Source organism: Klebsiella sp. 141240, from assembly GCF_050600805.1.
Classification (GTDB): domain Bacteria; phylum Pseudomonadota; class Gammaproteobacteria; order Enterobacterales; family Enterobacteriaceae; genus Klebsiella; species Klebsiella aerogenes.
Genome location: NZ_JAQIRK010000009.1, coordinates 186,386 through 205,844, shown reverse-complemented (window position 1 = coordinate 205,844; position 19,459 = coordinate 186,386). Strand labels below are relative to the sequence as shown.

18 protein-coding genes are annotated in these 19,459 nt (G+C 55.6%); 8 read left to right on the top strand and 10 right to left on the bottom strand.

The annotated features are described in order from the left end of the window. Positions 1 to 192 precede the first annotated feature (192 nt). Positions 193 to 759, bottom strand: coding sequence for a D-glycero-beta-D-manno-heptose 1,7-bisphosphate 7-phosphatase (gmhB, locus tag PGQ95_RS17145; protein WP_047044557.1), 567 nt, complete (start codon positions 757 to 759; stop codon positions 193 to 195). 188 nt (positions 760 to 947) lie between these two features. Between gmhB and metN the strand changes: the two genes are divergently transcribed. From metN to proS, 6 genes are all read left to right on the top strand, one after another. Continuing rightward, positions 948 to 1,979: a methionine ABC transporter ATP-binding protein MetN gene (gene metN, locus PGQ95_RS17140; protein ID WP_087860830.1), complete on the top strand. Its 1,032-nt coding sequence runs from the start codon at positions 948 to 950 to the stop codon at positions 1,977 to 1,979. Further along, positions 1,972 to 2,625: a methionine ABC transporter permease MetI gene (locus tag PGQ95_RS17135; protein WP_045376644.1), complete on the top strand. Its 654-nt coding sequence runs from the start codon at positions 1,972 to 1,974 to the stop codon at positions 2,623 to 2,625. The genes metN and PGQ95_RS17135 overlap by 8 nt, the downstream gene beginning before the upstream one ends. A 43-nt stretch (positions 2,626 to 2,668) precedes the next feature. Next, on the top strand, positions 2,669 to 3,484 hold the full coding sequence (gene metQ, locus PGQ95_RS17130) for a methionine ABC transporter substrate-binding lipoprotein MetQ (protein WP_015368138.1): 816 nt from the start codon (positions 2,669 to 2,671) through the stop codon (positions 3,482 to 3,484). A 108-nt stretch (positions 3,485 to 3,592) separates the two neighbouring features. Further along, positions 3,593 to 4,000 carry an Rcs stress response system protein RcsF gene (rcsF, locus tag PGQ95_RS17125; RefSeq protein WP_015704458.1) on the top strand — a complete coding sequence of 136 codons (408 nt, stop codon included), beginning with the start codon at positions 3,593 to 3,595 and terminating at the stop codon, positions 3,998 to 4,000. Then, positions 3,997 to 4,704: a tRNA (N6-threonylcarbamoyladenosine(37)-N6)-methyltransferase TrmO gene (gene tsaA, locus PGQ95_RS17120; protein ID WP_430918817.1), complete on the top strand. Its 708-nt coding sequence runs from the start codon at positions 3,997 to 3,999 to the stop codon at positions 4,702 to 4,704. Before rcsF ends, tsaA begins: the two co-directional genes overlap by 4 nt. Before the next feature lie 111 nt (positions 4,705 to 4,815). Next, a complete protein-coding gene (proS, locus tag PGQ95_RS17115; RefSeq protein ID WP_430918815.1) occupies positions 4,816 to 6,534 on the top strand; it encodes a proline--tRNA ligase in 1,719 nt (572 codons plus the stop codon). Positions 6,535 to 6,596: 62 nt separating this feature from the next. Here proS and nlpE read toward each other — a convergent pair whose 3' ends face one another. The 3 genes from nlpE to PGQ95_RS17100 are packed head-to-tail and all read right to left on the bottom strand — an operon-like array spanning position 6,597 to position 8,293. Continuing rightward, entirely contained in the window at positions 6,597 to 7,295 is a 699-nt protein-coding gene (gene nlpE / locus PGQ95_RS17110) for an envelope stress response activation lipoprotein NlpE (RefSeq protein WP_087860832.1), read from the bottom strand. 42 nt (positions 7,296 to 7,337) lie between these two features. Further along, the gene (gene arfB / locus PGQ95_RS17105; protein WP_045390167.1) at positions 7,338 to 7,751 is read right to left on the bottom strand and encodes an alternative ribosome rescue aminoacyl-tRNA hydrolase ArfB; all 414 of its coding nucleotides are present in this window, start codon (positions 7,749 to 7,751) and stop codon (positions 7,338 to 7,340) included. Beyond that, positions 7,748 to 8,293 (bottom strand): YaeQ family protein, encoded by a 546-nt coding sequence (locus tag PGQ95_RS17100; RefSeq protein WP_045376632.1) that lies wholly within the window; start codon positions 8,291 to 8,293, stop codon positions 7,748 to 7,750. Before PGQ95_RS17100 ends, arfB begins: the two co-directional genes overlap by 4 nt. Positions 8,294 to 8,489: 196 nt before the next feature. Between PGQ95_RS17100 and PGQ95_RS17095 the strand changes: the two genes are divergently transcribed. Both PGQ95_RS17095 and rof read left to right on the top strand, forming a co-directional pair. Then, positions 8,490 to 8,690 carry a YaeP family protein gene (locus PGQ95_RS17095; RefSeq protein WP_087860833.1) on the top strand — a complete coding sequence of 67 codons (201 nt, stop codon included), beginning with the start codon at positions 8,490 to 8,492 and terminating at the stop codon, positions 8,688 to 8,690. Then, on the top strand, positions 8,677 to 8,937 hold the full coding sequence (gene rof / locus PGQ95_RS17090) for a Rho-binding antiterminator (RefSeq protein WP_113374446.1): 261 nt from the start codon (positions 8,677 to 8,679) through the stop codon (positions 8,935 to 8,937). The genes PGQ95_RS17095 and rof overlap by 14 nt, the downstream gene beginning before the upstream one ends. Positions 8,938 to 8,952: 15 nt before the next feature. Here rof and tilS read toward each other — a convergent pair whose 3' ends face one another. The 6 genes from tilS to dnaE form a co-directional block, all read right to left on the bottom strand. After that, positions 8,953 to 10,254, bottom strand: a complete 1,302-nt coding sequence (gene tilS / locus PGQ95_RS17085; protein ID WP_430918813.1) for a tRNA lysidine(34) synthetase TilS — start codon at positions 10,252 to 10,254, stop codon at positions 8,953 to 8,955. A 68-nt stretch (positions 10,255 to 10,322) separates the two neighbouring features. Further along, positions 10,323 to 10,712 carry a VOC family protein gene (locus PGQ95_RS17080; RefSeq protein ID WP_015704453.1) on the bottom strand — a complete coding sequence of 130 codons (390 nt, stop codon included), beginning with the start codon at positions 10,710 to 10,712 and terminating at the stop codon, positions 10,323 to 10,325. Positions 10,713 to 10,774: 62 nt separating this feature from the next. Next, the gene (locus PGQ95_RS17075) at positions 10,775 to 12,913 is read right to left on the bottom strand and encodes a lysine decarboxylase LdcC (protein WP_113374444.1); all 2,139 of its coding nucleotides are present in this window, start codon (positions 12,911 to 12,913) and stop codon (positions 10,775 to 10,777) included. Positions 12,914 to 13,013: 100 nt separating this feature from the next. After that, positions 13,014 to 14,798, bottom strand: coding sequence for a glycoside hydrolase family 19 protein (locus PGQ95_RS17070; protein WP_430918811.1), 1,785 nt, complete (start codon positions 14,796 to 14,798; stop codon positions 13,014 to 13,016). A 191-nt stretch (positions 14,799 to 14,989) separates the two neighbouring features. Next, complete coding sequence (gene accA, locus PGQ95_RS17065) at positions 14,990 to 15,949, bottom strand: acetyl-CoA carboxylase carboxyl transferase subunit alpha (RefSeq protein WP_045390153.1); 960 nt, start codon at positions 15,947 to 15,949, stop codon at positions 14,990 to 14,992. A gap of 12 nt (positions 15,950 to 15,961) precedes the next feature. Beyond that, positions 15,962 to 19,444 (bottom strand): DNA polymerase III subunit alpha, encoded by a 3,483-nt coding sequence (gene dnaE / locus PGQ95_RS17060; RefSeq protein WP_087860838.1) that lies wholly within the window; start codon positions 19,442 to 19,444, stop codon positions 15,962 to 15,964. Positions 19,445 to 19,459: the final 15 nt, after the last annotated feature.

Genomic DNA, 19,459 nt, shown 5'->3' with positions numbered 1-19,459 from the left:
GGCGTATATTACGCTTTCCTCTTTCAGAGTCAACCCTGAATTTCAGAATTTTTCTCTTCAACCGAACCGGCTGTTTGTGTGAAGTGATTCACATCTGCCGTGTCGATGGAGGCGCATTATAGGGAGCCCGCCGGGAATGACAAGCGGAAAAATACATTTTTATTTCAACCGCTCATCTTTTATACGTAACGCTTATTTTTGCTGCTTTTTGATAGCCGCAGGCAGGTCCGCCAGGCTATTTAGCACCCAATCTGCGGCGCTTTCCGCTTCTTCGGTAACCGGCTTACCGGTACGCACCAGCACTTTCGTTCCGACATTCGCCGCCGCAGCCGCCTGCATGTCTTCGAGTTTATCGCCCACCATATAAGAAGCGGCCATATCAATATGCAGGAAATCGCGTGCGGAAATGAGCATCCCTGGATGCGGCTTACGGCAATCGCAGGTCTGGCGGAACTCTTCAACGCTCCCCTGCGGGTGATGCGGACAATAATAGATACCGTCGAGATCCACGCCGCGGTCTGCCAGCGACCAATCCATCCATTCGGTGAGGGTCTCAAATTGCGCTTCCGTGAATTTACCGCGCGCGATGCCTGACTGGTTGGTCACCAGCACTAACGCAAATCCCATTGCCTTTAGTTCACGCATGGCATCAATGACGCCGTCGATAAACTCAAAGTTGTCGATTTCGTGGACATAACCATGATCGATATTAATCGTGCCGTCACGGTCGAGAAAAATTGCGGGTACAGACTTTGCCACCGGTTTGCTCCTGATAAAGGCTAATGCCGTTAGTATCGCATGTTTCGGCATGCAAGAAAGTGCTCATTATAAAGAGTCAGATTGATTTAGACGTCTGGATGCCTTAACATCCATTTCATTGACAGGCATCGCCTGGACACGGCAGAAGAAAATGCCACGGCAAACGGCTAAACGATAATAAATAACTGATGATTAAACTTTCGAATATTACCAAAGTGTTCCAGCAGGGGAACCGCACCATACAGGCGCTGAACGATGTCAGCCTGCATGTCCCTGCCGGGCAAATTTACGGCGTGATCGGCGCTTCCGGCGCAGGTAAAAGTACGCTGATTCGCTGCGTTAACCTGCTGGAACGCCCAACCGAAGGTAGCGTGCAGGTTGATAACCAGGAACTCACCGCGCTGACTGAAAAAGAACTGACTCGCGCGCGCCGTCAGATTGGCATGATCTTCCAGCACTTTAATTTGCTTGCTTCACGTACCGTTTTCGGCAACGTGGCGCTGCCGCTTGAGCTGGACAACACGCCGCCGGCGGAAATCAAACGCCGCGTTAATGAACTGCTTGACCTGGTTGGTCTTGGCGATAAGCACGACAGCTATCCGGCAAACCTCTCCGGCGGCCAGAAACAACGCGTGGCGATTGCCCGTGCTCTGGCCAGCAATCCAAAGGTGCTGCTGTGCGATGAAGCCACCAGCGCGCTCGACCCGGCAACGACCCGTTCGATCCTCGAACTGTTAAAAGACATTAACCGTCGTCTGGGGCTGACCATTCTGTTGATCACCCATGAAATGGACGTGGTTAAACGTATCTGCGACTGCGTGGCGGTCATTAGCAATGGTCAACTGATCGAGCAGGACACCGTGAGCGAAGTCTTCTCCCATCCTAAGACGCCGCTCGCCCAACAGTTCATTCAATCTACCCTGCATCTGGATATTCCGGATGACTATCAGGCGCGCCTGAAGCCCACGCCGCTGCCTGACAGCGTGCCGATGCTGCGTATGGAGTTCACCGGCCATTCCGTCGATGCGCCGCTGCTGTCGGAAACCGCCCGCCGCTTTAATGTGAATAACAACATTATTAGCGCGCAGATGGATTACGCCGGCGGAGTGAAGTTCGGCATCATGCTGACTGAAATGCACGGCACACCAGAAGATACCCAGGCGGCGATCGCCTGGCTGCAGGAACATCATGTAAAAGTAGAGGTACTGGGATATGTCTGAACCAATGATCTGGCTGCTGGTTCGCGGCGTGTGGGAAACGCTGGCTATGACGTTTGTCTCCGGCTTCTTTGGCTTTGTGCTCGGCTTGCCGGTCGGCGTACTGCTGTACGTTACCCGTCCGGGGCAGATTGCCGCCAACGCCCGACTGTATCGTACGCTATCGGCGCTGGTGAATATCTTCCGCTCGATTCCATTCATTATTCTGCTGGTGTGGATGATTCCATTTACCCGCGTGATCGTCGGTACCTCTATCGGCCTGCAGGCAGCAATTGTGCCATTAACGGTTGGCGCCGCGCCGTTTATCGCACGTATGGTGGAAAACGCGCTGTTGGAGATCCCGACCGGGCTTATCGAAGCCTCACGCGCGATGGGCGCAACGCCGATGCAGATCGTGCGTAAAGTCCTGCTCCCTGAAGCGCTGCCGGGTCTGGTGAACGCCGCCACCATCACGCTCATCACCCTGGTGGGTTATTCCGCAATGGGCGGTGCGGTCGGTGCCGGTGGTCTGGGTCAGATTGGCTATCAGTACGGCTACATCGGCTATAACGCGACGGTAATGAATACCGTACTGGTATTGCTGGTTATTCTGGTTTATTTAATTCAATTCTCTGGCGATCGTATCGTCCGGGCTGTGACTCACAAATAACGTTATTGACACACAACACTAATTCTTACAGGAAGGAAATAACATGGCCTTTAATTTCAAAACCTTTGCGGCAGTAGGCGCATTAATCGGTTCTCTGGCTCTGGTGGGTTGCGGTCAGGATGAAAAAGATCCTAACCATATTAAAGTCGGCGTGATCGTCGGCGCGGAACAGCAGGTTGCTGAAGTCGCGCAGAAAGTGGCAAAAGAGAAGTATGGCCTCGACGTTGAGCTGGTAACCTTCAACGACTACGTGTTGCCGAACGAAGCGCTGAGCAAAGGCGACATCGACGTTAACGCCTTCCAGCACAAACCGTATCTCGACCAGCAGATTAAAGATCGCGGTTATAAACTGGTTTCCGTCGGTAACACCTTCGTCTATCCGATCGCTGGCTACTCGAAGAAAATCAAATCTCTGGACGAACTGCAGCCGGGCTCACAGATTGCCGTACCGAATGACCCGACCAACCTCGGCCGTTCTCTGCTGCTGCTGCAGCAAGTGGGTCTGATTAAACTGAAAGAAGGCGTAGGCCTGCTGCCGACGTCTCTGGACGTGGTTGAAAACCCGAAAAACCTGAAGATTGTTGAGCTGGAAGCACCACAGCTGCCGCGTTCTCTGGACGACGCGCAGATCGCTCTGGCGGTCATCAACACCACCTACGCCAGCCAGATTGGCCTGACGCCGGCGAAAGACGGTATCTTCGTTGAAGATAAAAACTCGCCGTACGTAAACCTGATCGTCGCCCGCGAAGATAATAAAGACGCGGAAAATGTTAAGAAATTTGTTCAGGCTTACCAAAGCGATGAAGTTTACGAAGCCGCTAACAAAATCTTTAACGGCGGCGCAGTGAAAGGCTGGTAATCTGCTTTCAGCGTAATATCATTCAGGACGGGCTTTATGCCCGTCTTGTCATTTATGCAAGCACCTGATTCAATAGCGCCCTGTTTTATAATTCATTGAGGAAATACTATGCGTGCTTTACCGGTCTGTTTGTTAGCACTCATGTTAAGCGGTTGTTCTATGCTAAGCAGATCCCCCGTTGAGCCTGTTAAAAGCACCGCAACCACGCCAGTCCAGACGGAAACGGCTAAACCAAAAGTCTCACGTCCCGCACCGGTTAGAATCTATACCGATGCCGCCGCGCTGGTAGGGAAACCTTTCCGCGATCTGGGTGAAGTGAGCGGCGAATCATGCCAGGCTTCAAACCAGGACTCCCCGCCGAACATCCCGACCGCCCGTAAACGCATGCAAATCAACGCGGCCAAAATGAAGGCCAACGCCGTGCTGCTGCACAGCTGCGAAGTGACCAGCGGTACGCCAGGCTGCTACCGTCAGGCCGTTTGCCTGGGTTCAGCGCTTAACGTCTCGGCGCAATGAGTGCATTTCAGTTCGCGCAGATAGGCGTCATCCGCTCGCCGTATAAAGAGAAGTTTGCCGTTCCTCGCCAGCCAGGGCTGGTTGAACACGGCGTCGGAGAACTGCATCTATTAGCGCCTTATAACCAGGCGGACGCCGTGCGTGGACTGGAAAACTTCAGCCATCTGTGGGTCCTGTTTGTCTTTCATCAGACCATGGCTGGCGGCTGGCGCCCGACCGTGCGCCCTCCCCGCCTTGGCGGCAACGCGCGCATGGGCGTCTTCGCGACCCGCTCGACATTTCGCCCCAACCCTATCGGCATGTCGCTGGTTGAACTAAAAGGCGTTCGCTGCCAGAAGGATCAGGTGATACTGGAACTTGGCAGCCTCGATCTCGTTGACGGCACGCCGGTGGTTGATATCAAACCTTATCTTCCCTTCGCCGAGGCCCTGCCGGATGCCAGCGCCAGCTATGCGCAACAGGCGCCGCTGGCTGGAATGAATGTCAGCTTTACGCCGGAAATAGAAGCACAGCTACTGACGCTTGAAAAACGCTACCCGCATATCAAAGCGTTTATCCGTGAAGTACTGGCGCAGGATCCGCGCCCGGCTTATCGCAAAGAGGAAGAAGCAGGGAAAACCTACGCCGTCTGGCTGCTCGATTTCAACGTGCGCTGGCGGGTAATCCCCTCCGGTTTTGAAGTCTTTTCTCTCGAACCGCGCTAATTTTATTTTCCTCTCTTTTGGCATCTTTGCCACACTGGTAAACTAAACCACTTTTTTGTTTCAGGCTGGCTCTCCAGCCTGTTCCGATCGTCCAAATGGAACCGTAACAACATGCGTACTAGCCAATATCTGCTCTCCACTCTGAAGGAGACACCTGCCGACGCCGAAGTCATCAGCCATCAGCTGATGCTGCGCGCCGGGATGATCCGCAAGCTGGCCTCAGGGTTGTACACCTGGCTGCCGACCGGCGTGCGCGTTCTGAAAAAAGTCGAGAACATCGTGCGTGAAGAGATGAACAACGCCGGTGCTATCGAGGTGTTAATGCCGGTAGTTCAGCCTTCTGAACTGTGGCAGGAGAGCGGTCGCTGGGAGCAATATGGCCCTGAGCTGCTGCGCATTGCCGATCGAGGCGATCGTCCGTTCGTTCTCGGCCCGACTCACGAAGAGGTCATTACCGACCTGATTCGCAATGAGCTGAACTCGTACAAACAGCTGCCGCTGAACTTCTACCAGATTCAGACCAAGTTCCGCGATGAAGTCCGCCCGCGTTTCGGCGTGATGCGCTCCCGTGAGTTCCTGATGAAAGATGCTTACTCTTTCCATACCTCTCAGGAATCGCTGCAGGAAACCTACGACGCGATGTATACCGCTTACAGCAAAATCTTCAGCCGTATGGGGCTGGATTTCCGCGCGGTGCAGGCTGACACCGGTTCGATCGGCGGCAGTGCTTCCCATGAGTTCCAGGTACTGGCGCAGAGCGGCGAAGATGACGTGATCTTCTCTGACAGCTCCGACTACGCGGCGAACATTGAATTTGCCGAAGCCGTCGCGCCGAAAGAACCGCGCGCAGCAGCGACGCAAGAGATGACGCTGGTGGATACGCCGAACGCGAAAACCATCGCCGAGCTGGTTGAGCAGTTCAATCTGCCAATCGAAAAAACCGTGAAGACCCTGCTGGTGAAAGCGGTAGAAGATAGCAGATACCCGCTGGTCGCCCTGCTGGTACGCGGCGATCACGAACTCAACGAAGTAAAAGCGGAAAAACTGCCGCAGGTCGCGAGCCCGCTGACCTTCGCCAGCGAAGAAGAGATCCGCGCTATCGTTAACGCGGGCCCGGGTTCTCTCGGTCCGGTTAACATGCCGATTCCGGTAGTTATCGACCGTACCGTCGCGGCCATGAGCGATTTTGCCGCCGGCGCCAACATAGATGGCAAACATTACTTCGGCATCAACTGGGATCGCGATGTCGCGACTCCGGAAGTTGCTGATATTCGTAACGTCGTTGCCGGCGATCCGAGCCCGGATGGAAAAGGCACTCTGCTTATCAAACGCGGTATCGAAGTGGGCCACATCTTCCAGCTGGGCACCAAGTACTCTCAGGCAATGAATGCCGCGGTGCAGGGCGAAGATGGCCGCAACCAGATCCTGACCATGGGCTGCTACGGCATTGGGGTGACCCGCGTGGTGGCCGCCGCTATTGAGCAGAACTTTGACGATCGCGGGATTATCTGGCCGGACGCTATCGCGCCGTTCCAGGTCGCTATTCTGCCGATGAACATGCACAAGTCCTATCGCGTGCAGGAGCTGGCCGAGAAACTCTATGCTGAACTGCGTGCGCATGGCATCGACGTGCTGATGGACGATCGTAAAGAGCGTCCGGGCGTGATGTTCGCCGATATGGAGCTGATCGGCATCCCTCATACCATCGTGCTTGGCGATCGTAACCTCGACAACGATGATATTGAATACAAACATCGTCGCAACGGCGAGAAACAGCTGATTAAGACCGGGGATATTGTTAATTACCTGGTGCAGCAAATTAAAGGTTAATTTCCCCTTTAAAGCTAAAAGGCCTCGCAATAGCGAGGCCTTTTTAATTACAACTGCACGGATTACTTACCGCAATCTTTACCTGGAATAAATTTACTGTCTTTATCCGTCATTAGCGTTTTCATCATCTCGCCGGTATCCGGGTTCGCTTCGAGAGTGAAGTGCCCTTCTACCACCAGCAGTACCGGACGAGTATCGGTCCCGCGCGCGGCGGCGTAATCACGTTCAAGCTGAGCGTTATTGGCAACGGCCACCGTTTTACCTGTGACGCAATCGGTAAAGGTTGCCGCATCCGCCATATAGAAATACATTCCGCGCATTGCCATCGGCGTCGTCGGCAGGCTGGCTTTCACCGACTCCAGCGTATAGTTAAGCGTTGACTGAATCGGGTTGCCGTCACGATCGAGCATTTCCAGCTTGTCGCCTTTCGCCCGATAGTAGGATTTCTCGCCTTTGCTATTGGTCAAGACCAGTTTATCGGCGGTACGCGCCCAGGTCCCATATGAAGCGAAAGATGACGGCTCGCGGCTAACGCCCTGATAACGTTCATTCATTACCCAGGTGCCATCTTTCTCAAGGAACAAAGAGGTTTCAATCCCTTCGCAATCCGCGCAAGGCAAAATACCGCGCCAGCTTTGCTGCATCGGTTTCAGCTCTTCCATCGCCGCCGGCTGAACCGTCTCCACCTCAGCGCGATGATTGCAGCCAAACAGCGCAAAGAGCGAACAGGCCGCTGCGAGCGAAAATACAATTTTCTTCACTGTGAATTCCTTATAATCCATTCCACCCGTCCGCCACGCCTCTTAATGGCGAACTTTCCCACGCAGCGCTTTGACTGAGGACTTTTGCGCCTTGGAGGCAAGTCGTCGCTCTTTTGACGCCCGAGTCGGTCGCGTCTCCCGGCGGCTTTTTTGCACTGCGGTTAATTCTTTTATCAGCGTAACCAGTCGCGAGATCGCCGCTTCGCGATTCATCTCCTGGCTGCGATATTCCTGAGCCTTAATGATAACCACACCGTCAGCAGAAATTAAGTGGTGACTGGCGGCGAGCAGGCGTTCTTTATAAAACTCAGGCAGGCTCGATGCTTTAATATCAAAACGTAAGTGAATCGCCGTCGAGGCCTTATTCACATGCTGACCGCCCGCCCCCTGTGCGCGGACCCCGGTAAGCGAGATCTCCTCATCCGGGATGGAAACGCTGCGGCTAATCGTTATCATGCCGGCTGCTGCCAGGCCGTTAAATGAATTTCCAGATTATTCCGATCGTCAGATAACCAGATACCGCCGTCCTGCAGGGTTGCCTGCAGCGTCATGGTGCGATCGGCAAAAGCGCTCAGCTGCGCCAGTTGCGCATCATCAAGATACCAGATGGTCAGCTTCGGATACGCCGCAAGCTTGTTCTGATTCTGCTGCCACCAGATTTCAGCCGCTCGGCTATTATAGGCAAACAGCGCCACCTCCTGCGCCCGCGAGCAGGCTTTCTTGAGGCGTTTCTCGTCCGGTAACCCCAGCTCAATCCACAGATCGACGCCCAAATGGTCGTTTAATTGCCACAGCTCCGGTTCATCATCCGAGGACAACCCGCGGGTGAACTGCAAGCGTTCGTTAGCATATTTGATCCACGCCAGCAGGCGCAGCATCATACGCTCCTGGGTTTCTGAGGGATGTTGCGCCAGCGTCAGGTTAGCATCCAGAAACTGGTTGCGATCCAAATCGGCAACATTCACCACAGCTTTATAAATCGTCGCTTTCAGCGCCATGAATAAACTCCTGAAAAAAATGGCGTACATTGTAGCGAAACTGGCGACAAAAGGCTGTCGGCAATCGCAGGTACTCCTTTCATCCTGCTGATATTGCTTAGATGACTATGGTATAGTCACCTTGCTAAACAGAGTTTATCTTCGTAGGCTTAAACTTGCATCCCACGGTTAAGTCAGAACGCTGACAGGAGGGCATGTGGATCAATATTGTGAGTTAATACGCAAGCGGTATGCGGAAATAGCCAGCGGAGACTTAGGGTATATCCCGGATGCGCTGGGCTGCGCGTTGAAAGTATTAAATGAGGTTGCGGCGGATCAGGCCCTTTCGGAGTCAGTCAGGGAAAAGGCCGCTTATGCGGCGGCAAACTTATTGGTGAGCGATTATGTCAATGAATGATACTTATCAACCCATTAACTGCGATGATTATGACAACCTCGAGCTTGCCTGCCAGCATCACCTGGTGCTGGCGCTGGCCCTGAAAGATGGTGAACAGCTGCAGGCCAAAGCGAACGATCTTATCTCGCGTAAAAATGTCGAGTATCTGGTGGTAGAACTTGCCGGTAACGTCCGCGAGCTACGCCTGGATAAAATCGCCAGTTTCAGCCACCCGGAAATTGGCACCGTGGTGGTCAGCGAATCCTGAAGCCCATCGGGCGGCTTAGCCGCCCGTTTTCCGCCATACCAGCTGTAACCCCTCGCCTTCCTGCACTTGCCCCTCTCTGGTGACAAACAGTCCATCGGCCGCCGCAATCAACGTTTCGCCATAAAATAGCAGCGGCGTAGTATCCCGACGCCAGGGGGCGACCGCCATTTCCTGCCAGATTTTCTTAAGCTTACGCCCGCCCGGACGCCCGACGATGTGCAGATTACCGCTGGCGCGAAAACGTATCGATACCGGCTCATCCGCGCGCGGCATGCGTAACGGCCCGCCGGACTGCAACGCCAGTTCTCCCAGCGTTTCCGGCAATATTAGCGGTGTAGTGGGGTCCTCCCATGGCAACTCACGCTCGGTCAGGCCAGGCAGAAGCTTTACCCAATACAGGCGCTGCTGGTAGCGCCGGACGGCAAAACCGCCTAACCGTAGGCAAGGCGCGGCGTCTTCACGCGCCAGCGCCACTTCCTGCCAGATGCGCTCCGGCATTTCGCGCGACGGCATCGGCGCCTGTTGGGAAGCCAGCCAGCGGCGCAGCAGCGCCGCACGACGCGCCGCGCTCATCGCGCTTAGCGGTTCTATCGCCAGCGAACCGCGCTCATCGACCAGCGCGGCGAGCTCCGCCGACAGCATTTCATCGAGCAACTGTTCCTGTTCGCCACATAAGCTGGCGCTGCGGGCAACGGCCTCGGCAAAATGCGGCCAGCGCTCGCTCAGTAGCGGTACCACCCGCAGGCGCAGAAAGTTGCGATCGTAGGCATCATCCTGATTACTTTCATCTTCAATCCAACGCAGCTGATAAGTCAGCGCCCACTGATGCAGGGAATCACGGCTCTCATTGAGCAGCGGACGCAGCAATTTGCCACCAGCGAACTCGCTACAGGCCGCCATCGCCGATAAGCCGGTCGGGCCGCTACCGCGTTTGAGCGCCAGCAGGAAAGTCTCGCATTGGTCGTCGAGATGTTGTGCCGTCAATAACGCTTCACCTGGCAAAAGCGCTTCACGGAAGGCCTGATAGCGCGCCTGGCGAGCATGCGCTTCGATCCCCAACCCCTCATCCGCCAGCGTTACGCGCACCACCTGTAGCGGCACCTGCCACTGCTGGCAAATCTGTTCGCAATGCTCGACCCAGTGGTCTGCGTTGGCGCTCAGGCCATGGTGAATGTGAATCGCGCGCAGTTGAACCGCTGGCTCGCGCTGGCGCCAGCGTACCAGCCGGTGCAGCAGGACGGTTGAGTCCAGGCCGCCGCTGAAGGCCAGCAGAAACTGACGATGTGGTCGAAGCGATGAGGCAATATCCGGCGTCATGATCGTGCGTATGCAGCTAAGAAGAGATAGCCCGGCACGTTACGCGCCAGGGCTGGTTCTGGCAAGTATTACTGTTGGTAAATCTCCAGCGGCAGGCCGTCGGGATCGTTGAAAAAGGTAAAACGCTTATCGGTAAACGGATCGATGCGGATAGCTTCACAGGCGACGCCGTGCGCCTGCAAATGCGCAACCGCGGCATCAATATCGTCGACGCTAAACGCCAGGTGGCGCAGACCACAGGCTTCCGGGCGGCTTGGACGCGCAGGAGGGAACGGGAACGAAAACAGCTCGATGACATACTCGCCGTTCAGCGCCAGGTCGCCCTTCCACGAATCACGCTCGGCGCGGTAGAACTCGCTTTGCAGCGTAAACCCGAGGATGTCGCAATAGAACGCTTTGCTCTTCGCGTAGTCTGTCGCGATGATGGCAATATGGTGAACCCGTTTTAAACCCAGCATGGTTGTTCTCCTCCTGTTGAAGCCCAACACGTTACTCGCGCCGCCCGCCGCCGCGCAAGCCCCTAATTATTTTTTAAGACTCGTACACGGTAGACGCCATCTTCATCACGTTTGGCCCCGTGGATATCGGTTTCAAAACCTGGGTAGTGGCGGCCGATCGAACAGAGCATCAACAGGAAATCGAGCACCGCGCGGCTCTCTTCGGTGATCATCTCTCCCGGCATCAGCAACGGCACACCAGGCGGATACGGCAGGATCATGTTTGCCGAAATACGCCCCACCAGTTTCTCCAGTTCGATGGTTTCTACTTCGCCCTTAATCTGTCGCTGCCAGGCCTGATGCGGGGTCATTTTCATCTCCGGCAACACGTCGAACGCCCGCAGCATCAGCTGTGAGAGCTGGTGCTGACGGATCAGGCGGTGGATCCCCTGCGCCAGATCCTGGATGCGCATATTGCGGTAGAAGTCCGGATCCTCAGCGTAGAGATCCGGCAACATGTTTTTCACCCTCAGGTTAAGATCGTAGGCGCGTTTAAACTCGGTCAGACCGCGCAGCAGGCCCATCGCTCGAGTTTTATCAATACCGATACTGAACAAGAACAGCAGATTGTACGGCCCGGTTTTCTCCACCACCACGCCGCGCTCGTCGAGGAATTTCGCCACCAGCGCCGCCGGTATCCCCTCTTCCGCCATATTGCCCTGCTCGTCCATACCCGGCGTGAGAATCGTGACTTTGACCGGATCGAGGAACATATGGTCGGCATCGGCGTCCTGGAATCCATGCCACGTTTCTCCAGGGGAAACAGGCCAGCATTGCGCTTCTTCGACCTCTTCCGGCTGCCAGATATCGAAGAACCAGCCGTCAGCCTCCTCACGCAGGCGCTGAACCTCCTTACGGAAATGTAGCGCGCGTTCGATGGAGCGCTGAATCAGGCGTTTTCCGGAGTTACCGCGCAGCATCGCCGCCGCGGTCTCTATCGAGGCGACGATCGGATAGCTTGGCGAGGTAGAGGTATGCATCATAAAGGCTTCATTGAAGGTATCTTCATCGTAGCTGCCTTTAATATGGATAAGCGAAGCCTGTGACAACGCCGCCAGCATTTTATGCGTCGACTGGGTTTCGAAGATCACTTTCCCCGGTACGCGGTCGCCGCTCATACCGCTTTTCCCCTGATAAATCGGGTGGAAGTGGGTATAAGGCACCCAGGCGGAATCGAAGTGGATCGACGGCACGTCAAGGGTTTGTTTAATCCAGGTGGTGTTATACAACAGCCCATCATAGGTGGAGTTGGTGATCACCGCATGCACCGGCCACTGCGCGCCGCGAGTTGTCTCGACTTTGTGCTGGACGCTGTCGCGGGTAAATTCCCGTTTCGGGATGCCGCCGAGGATCCCCAGCGCGTTACGGGTCGGTTTTAGCCATAGCGGTACGATATCGCTCATCATCAGCAGATGCGCCAGCGATTTATGGCAGTTACGATCGATAAGCAACGTACTGCCAGCGGGCGCCGAATACATGCCGACAATTTTATTTGAAGTCGAGGTACCGTTGGTCACCATGTAGCTCTGCTCGGCGCCAAAGGCGCGGGCAATATACTCTTCCGCTTCCAGATGCGGGCCGGTATGGTCCAACAGCGACCCCAGTTCGGTAACGGAGATAGAAACATCGGCCTTCAGCGTATTACCGCCGAAAAAATCATAAAACAGGCAGCCGACCGGGCTTTTCTGGTAGGCGGTTCCCGCCATGTGTCCGGGGGTACAAAAGGTATATTTCCCCTCCTGCACATAGTTAAATAACGCTTTGGTAAATGGTGGCGTGATGTTGTCCAGATATTCATTGGTATACTGGCGAATGCGGGTAGCGATATCTTCCGCCAGACCCAGCGCATATTCGAAGAACCATAGCGCCATACGCAGGTCCTGGCTGCTGACGTCCATCGTCGAGTGCGTATTGATAAAAGCATACAGCGGCAGGTATTCGTTCAGGCGATTGATATCGCTGCATAAATCAACGCTGTACTCGTCCCAGTCGAAGATAACGCCGCAGATACGCGGGTTGTGTTCGATAAACTGCAGCAGGTCGGCGCTGTTTTGCGGCCAGATGGTCTGGAATCCTTGCTTCTGCAGAGCGGCTTCCAGCTCTTTGATCGGTTCGTCTTTATGGTAGACGCCGTGGGGCCCCATGATGGCGATGATATTCACGCTTTCCTCCTGGATTTACCTAAGGTAAGCATAATATCAATCGCGCCAGTGCTTAGCACTGGCGGATTTATCTTAGTCCTGAATCATAGCAAAGCGATGATTACAGCGCCTTCCACGCATCCCCCCAGGCCAGACCTGCGCCCGGTTCGTAGTAAGTTGGCGCCACGTTGCACCAGGCTCCTTCCGGGAAGGGCTTGCACTGGAAAAGCGCGCCGTGGTTATTGACGATGTCACCCGGCTTCCAGCTCTGGCTGGCGCTCCACGCTGGATAGCTGATGACGCCGCTATCGCCTGCCGGCTCATCCTTCGCTTCCTCTGCCGACGTTTTCGCCTTCACATTGAGAGTGTAGGTTGCGGTACTGGACAGACTACCATCGCTGACGGTCAGGCTAACCACATACTGAGCATCTTTGTCGCTCTGCGGCGCGCTGAAATTGATAACCGCTTTATCCGCGCCGCTTAACGTCTGCCCATCCTGCGACATCCAGCTATAGCTCAGCTTATCGCCGTTAGCATCGGTAGAGCCTTCCGCACTCAGCGACACCAGGCTACCGGCTTCAACAGCGCCCACCGGGCCGGCAATACGCGCCACCGGCGCCACGTTTACCTGTGGGGCAGGCGTAACGTCATCCGTCTTATCAGACGCGCCATCGCTACCCGCATCATCAACCACGGTTACGTTGAAGTAGTGCTGCACGCATTTGCTGTAATCCCCCTCTTTGAACGCGCTGTACGGCGTCTGATAACTCACCAGCTGGCAGGCATTGGTTTTGCCGTCTGCGCTGTTCGGATCCCATCCCCAATCCTGTTCCCAGTAGATTGGCAGCGCGCCGGCACCGCCTTCATCAAACTGCTTCATGTTCTTACAGCCCAGCACTTCATCATCAGCAATAGGCACTTTGAGGTAGTTGGCGAACTCTTTGTAATAGGCAATACGGTTAAGCGACTGGGCATTTTCCGTGGAGCCACCGCATTCGACGCCGCCGTTGATGATCTGGATGCTCACGCCAAACCCCGGCACCAGGCCATTGCTCTTATCACGATCGTTCGGCTGCCAGGTGCCGTCAATGACGTGCAGCATGGAAGGTTTCGGCGGCTGCGGATAAACAAAGAAAAAGACCGCGCTGGCGAGGTTCATCCATGAGTCCGCCACCAGCTCAGGTTTATCCAGCAGCGGGCGGACGTCGCCATACATCGCCTCGGAGAACGGTCCGTAGTTGTAGTTATAGGAAAGCTGTTTAGCGCCGCGGCCAAAATAGCTGAGGAAATCGCCATCGGCATCTTTACCGCAAGGCCAGGTCTGCCCCTGCCAGACATCCGGGTTACATTCGCCGTTATAGCCGCCTTTTTGTCCTTCGGTCCAGCCAACTTCGCGCAGATAGACCAGCGCCTGACGCCATTCCGGAATATCGCGCCAGCTTTCGTGACCGCCGGTTTCCTGGGCGAAGTGGGCAAACATGGTAGCCAGCGATTTACGGCAGATCGCGTCGCTATCACGACCGTCGGTGTAGGTGCCGCAGACCGCCGGGAATTTACCAATCGCCTTCAGGAAGTTGCTGTAGGTATATTCCGGCGCGCGCATCGGGAACAGATAATCCCAATCCTGCTCGCTGAGCATGCCTTCAACGCGTTTAACGTTCTCCGGGTTAGCCGCCCGACCGGGCTCAATCTTTTCGACTGAAGCGTTATCGAGGGTACGAATAGAAGACTTCACCGCGTCCATTAGAGGAAAATCGGTTAATGCTTTTTCTTTCGCCGCCAGCTCGCTGGCTGTCATGGTGGTGGCTTCAGTGGCGCTGAGCAGCGGCGCAGCCTGTGCGGCGCTCAGACTTAACATGATCCCTGCGGCCACGGCGCTCAAGGCGACAGTTTTATGAATTGCCATAATATTATTCTCCTTTTCCTTGTGAACGGTCTGCCCAGGCGTTGTCCCCGGCAGTTAGCGCAGTGTCACGGGAGAAGGACATCATCGGCTAATCACATCACCTCATTGGCGCATCATCTTGCCTCAGTAGAAAAATGATAAAAAAAGGGGCCGGAAATCCGGCCCCTTAGAGAAAATAATGTGCTGAATAATCAGGCGTAGCCGTAGCTCATCAGACGCTGATAGCGGCGGTTACGCAGCTCTTCTTCGCTGAGGGTATCCAGGTCAGCCAGGTCGGCCAACAGCTGTGCCTTCAGGCTCGCCGCCATCGCTTCCGGGTTACGGTGGGCGCCGCCCAGCGGTTCTGGAATGATGGAATCAATCAGCTTCAGCTCTTTGAGACGCGGGGCAACGATACCCATCGCTTCCGCGGCCAGCGGCGCTTTATCCGCGCTTTTCCACAGAATAGATGCGCAGCCTTCCGGCGAGATAACCGAATAGGTGCTGTATTGCAGCATGTTGACCTTATCACCTACGCCAATCGCCAGCGCGCCGCCGGAGCCGCCTTCGCCAATCACGGTGCAGATAACCGGCACGCTCAGACGCGACATTTCACGCAGGTTGCGGGCAATCGCTTCCGACTGGCCGCGCTCTTCCGCGCCAACGCCCGGATAGGCGCCAGGGGTGTCGATGAAGGTAATGATCGGCATTTTGAAACGCTCAGCCATTTCCATCAGGCGCAGCGCTTTGCGGTAGCCTTCCGGCGCCGGCATACCAAAGTTACGACGGATCTTCTCTTTGGTTTCACGGCCTTTCTGATGACCGATGATCATCACCGGGCGACCATCAAGACGCGCAATACCGCCAACGATAGCTTTATCGTCAGCGTAGGCGCGATCGCCTGCCAGCTCGTCAAATTCGTCGAAAGCCAGGCGGACATAATCCAGGGTATAGGGACGACGTGGATGGCGCGCCAGTTGGGCTACCTGCCATGCGCCAAGATCGGCGAAGATTTTGCGCGTCAGCTCTACGCTTTTTTCGCGCAGACGATGCACTTCTTCATCGATGTTAATATCCAGTTTCTCATCCTGACGGCTTACTGCAGTCAGGGAATCGATTTTCGCTTCCAGCTCTGCGATAGGCTGTTCAAAATCTAGGAAATTCAGACTCATAGTATTCCTGTATTAGTCAAACTCCAGTTCCACCTGCTCCGAGCCGATAAGGCCACGCAGATCGTTAAGTAAACGATCGCTCGGAGAGACGCGCCATGTTGCGCCAAAACGCAACCGCGCGCGCGCATCCGCCCTCTGATAATAGAGGTGTACTGGAATGGTTCCCGAACGGTGGGGTTCCAGAGACTGACGGAGTCGGTTTAAAAGCTGGTCATCAATTTGCCTGTCCGTCAGCGAGATAGCAAGCCCGCGAGCATATTTTTCCCGGGCTTCGTCAATATCCATGACTTCACGGGCGGTCATTTTAAGGCCCCCGCTGAAGTCATCAAAGCTGACCTGTCCGCTGACGATAAGTATGCGGTCTTTTTCCAGCAACTGCTGGTATTTATCCAGAGCGTCGGTGAATAACATCACCTCCAGACGCCCGGAACGGTCATCCAACGTACAGATGCCGATACGATTGCCGCGCTTGGTGACCATTACCCGCGCAGCAATAACCAGACCCGCCGCCGTGGTCACTTTACCACGATCGGTCGGGTGCATGTCTTTGAGTCTCACGCCGCCAACGTAGCGTTCGATCTCTTTCAGGTATTGGTTAATCGGGTGGCCGGTCAGATACAGCCCCAGCGTTTCCCTTTCACCATCCAGCACCACCTGCTCCGGCCACGGCTGGCAGCTGGCGTAGGATTGCTCGATTTGCTCCGGCTCTTCCGCCAGCACGCCGAACATATCCGCCTGACCAATCGCTTCGGCTTTGGCGTGCTGATCGGCGGCTTTCAGCGCATCGTTCAGCGAGTTCATCAGCGCCGCGCGATGTGGGCCGAGGCGGTCGAACGCCCCGGACATAATCAGTTTTTCCAGTACCCGGCGATTGAGCTTTTTGATATCGGTACGGGCGCACAGGTCAAACAGCTCGCGGAAGTAGCCGCCATTGTTACGCGCTTCGATGATGGCTTCAATCGGGCCTTCGCCGACGCCCTTAATGGCGCCGATACCATACACGATTTCCCCGTCGTCGTTGACGTGGAAATGATACAGACCGGAGTTGATGTCCGGCGGCAGGATTTTAAGCCCCATGCGCCAGCATTCATCGACCAGGCCCACCACCTTCTCGGTGTTGTCCATATCGGCGGTCATTACCGCCGCCATAAACTCGGCCGGATAGTGGGCTTTCAGCCACAGCGTCTGGTAGGAAACCAGCGCATAGGCGGCGGAGTGGGATTTGTTAAATCCATAACCGGCGAATTTCTCCACCAGGTCAAAGATTTTCATCGCCAGTTCGCCGTCCACGCCGCGCTTTTTCGCCCCTTCTTCAAAGGTGCCGCGCTGCTTGGCCATCTCTTCCGGCTTTTTCTTACCCATCGCACGACGCAGCATATCCGCGCCGCCGAGGGTATAACCGGAGAGCTCCTGGGCTATCTGCATGACCTGTTCCTGGTACAGGATGATGCCGTAAGTCGGCTCCAGGACGGGTTTCAGACATTCGTGCTGCCACTGCACATCCGGGTAGGAAATCTCTTCACGGCCATGCTTACGGTCGATAAAGTTATCTACCATCCCCGACTGCAGCGGGCCCGGACGGAACAGGGCCACCAGTGCGATCATGTCTTCGAAGCAGTCAGGCTGCAGACGTTTAATCAGATCTTTCATGCCGCGCGATTCAAGCTGGAAGACCGCGGTGGTTTCCGAGCGCTGCAGCATGTCGAAGCTTTTCTTGTCATCCAGCGGAATCGCGGCGATGTCCAGCGGCCCTTCGCCGTTCTTCGCCCGGCGCTTATTGATCATCTCCAGCGCCCAGTTGATGATGGTCAGCGTACGCAGGCCGAGGAAGTCGAATTTTACCAGCCCGGCGTATTCAACGTCGTTCTTATCAAACTGGGTAACCGGGTGCAGCCCCTGCTCATCGCAGTACAGCGGCGCGAAATCGGTGATTTTGGTCGGAGCGATAACCACGCCGCCCGCGTGCTTACCGGCGTTACGCGTCACGCCTTCAAGCTTACGCGCCATATCAATCAGCGCTTTAACTTCTTCGTCCGCTTCGTAGATTTCCGGCAGCTGCGGTTCCGCTTCAAAGGCTTTCGCCAGCGTCATGCCAGGATCCGGCGGCACCAGCTTGGAGATTCGGTCAACAAAGCCATACGGGTGGCCCAGCACGCGGCCCACGTCGCGAATAACCGCCTTCGCCGCCATGGTACCGAAGGTAATGATCTGCGATACCGCGTCGCGGCCATACATATCCGCAACGTGCTCAATCACCTGGTCGCGTTTCTCCATGCAGAAATCGACGTCGAAGTCGGGCATCGAAACACGTTCCGGGTTAAGGAAACGTTCGAACAGCAGGTCAAACTCCAGCGGGTCAAGGTCGGTAATTTTCAGCGCGTAGGCTACCAGCGAGCCGGCGCCGGAACCGCGTCCCGGTCCTACCGGCACGCCGTTATCTTTCGACCACTGGATAAATTCCATGACGATCAGGAAGTAGCCAGGGAACCCCATCTGGTTGATAACCTGCAGTTCGACATCCAGACGTTGGTCATATTCCGGGCGACGCTTAGCGCGCTCTTCGGGATCCGGGAACAGGAATTCGAGACGCTCTTCCAGCCCCTCTTTCGACTTCATTACCAGGAAATCTTCGGTGGTCATGTCGCCGGTCGGGAACTGCGGCAGGAAGTATTCGCCAAGGCGCACGGTAACGTTGCAGCGTTTGGCGATCTCAACGGTGTTTTCCAGCGCTTCCGGGATATCGGCAAATAGCTCGCACATCTCCTCCTCGCTGCGCATATATTGCTGCGGCGAGTAGTTGCGCGGACGCTTCGGATCGTCGAGGGTGAAGCCATCGTGAATGGCGACGCGAATTTCATGAGCGTCGAAATCGCCGGTTTCCAGGAAGCGCACATCGTTGGTCGCCACTACCGGCAAACCATGCTCCTCCGCCAGTTGAACCGCGGCATGAAGATAGCTTTCTTCGTCCTGACGACCGGTACGGATCAGCTCCAGATAGTAGCGATCCGGGAAATGTTGTTGATAGAAGGAGAGACACTGCTCTACCAGCGGCATGTTTCCGCGGATCAGGCTGACGCCAACGTCGCCTTTACGCCCGCCGGATAGCAAAATCAGCCCTTCCTGATGCTCAACCAGCCAGTCGCGATCGATCCAGGGTCCGAGCGCGCCATAGCCGCGCTGATAGGCGCGAGAAATGAGCAGAGTCAGGTTCTGATAGCCGGTATTGTTGGCCGCTAAAACCGTCAGCTCGCTGAATTCATCGCCAAGCAGATCGCACTGAACATGGAAGTCAGCGCCGACAATTGGCTTAATCCCGGCGCCATGGCCCGTTCCGTAGAACTTAACCAGACCGCAAAGGTTGGTAAAATCGGTGATCGCCAGCGCAGGCATGCCTAGAGCGGCCGCCTTTTTCACCAGCGGCCCGGTTTTCGCCAGCCCATCGATCATGGAATAGTCGCTGTGCACCCGCAGGTGTACGAAACGTGGTTCAGACATCTTTAAATCCCAGTG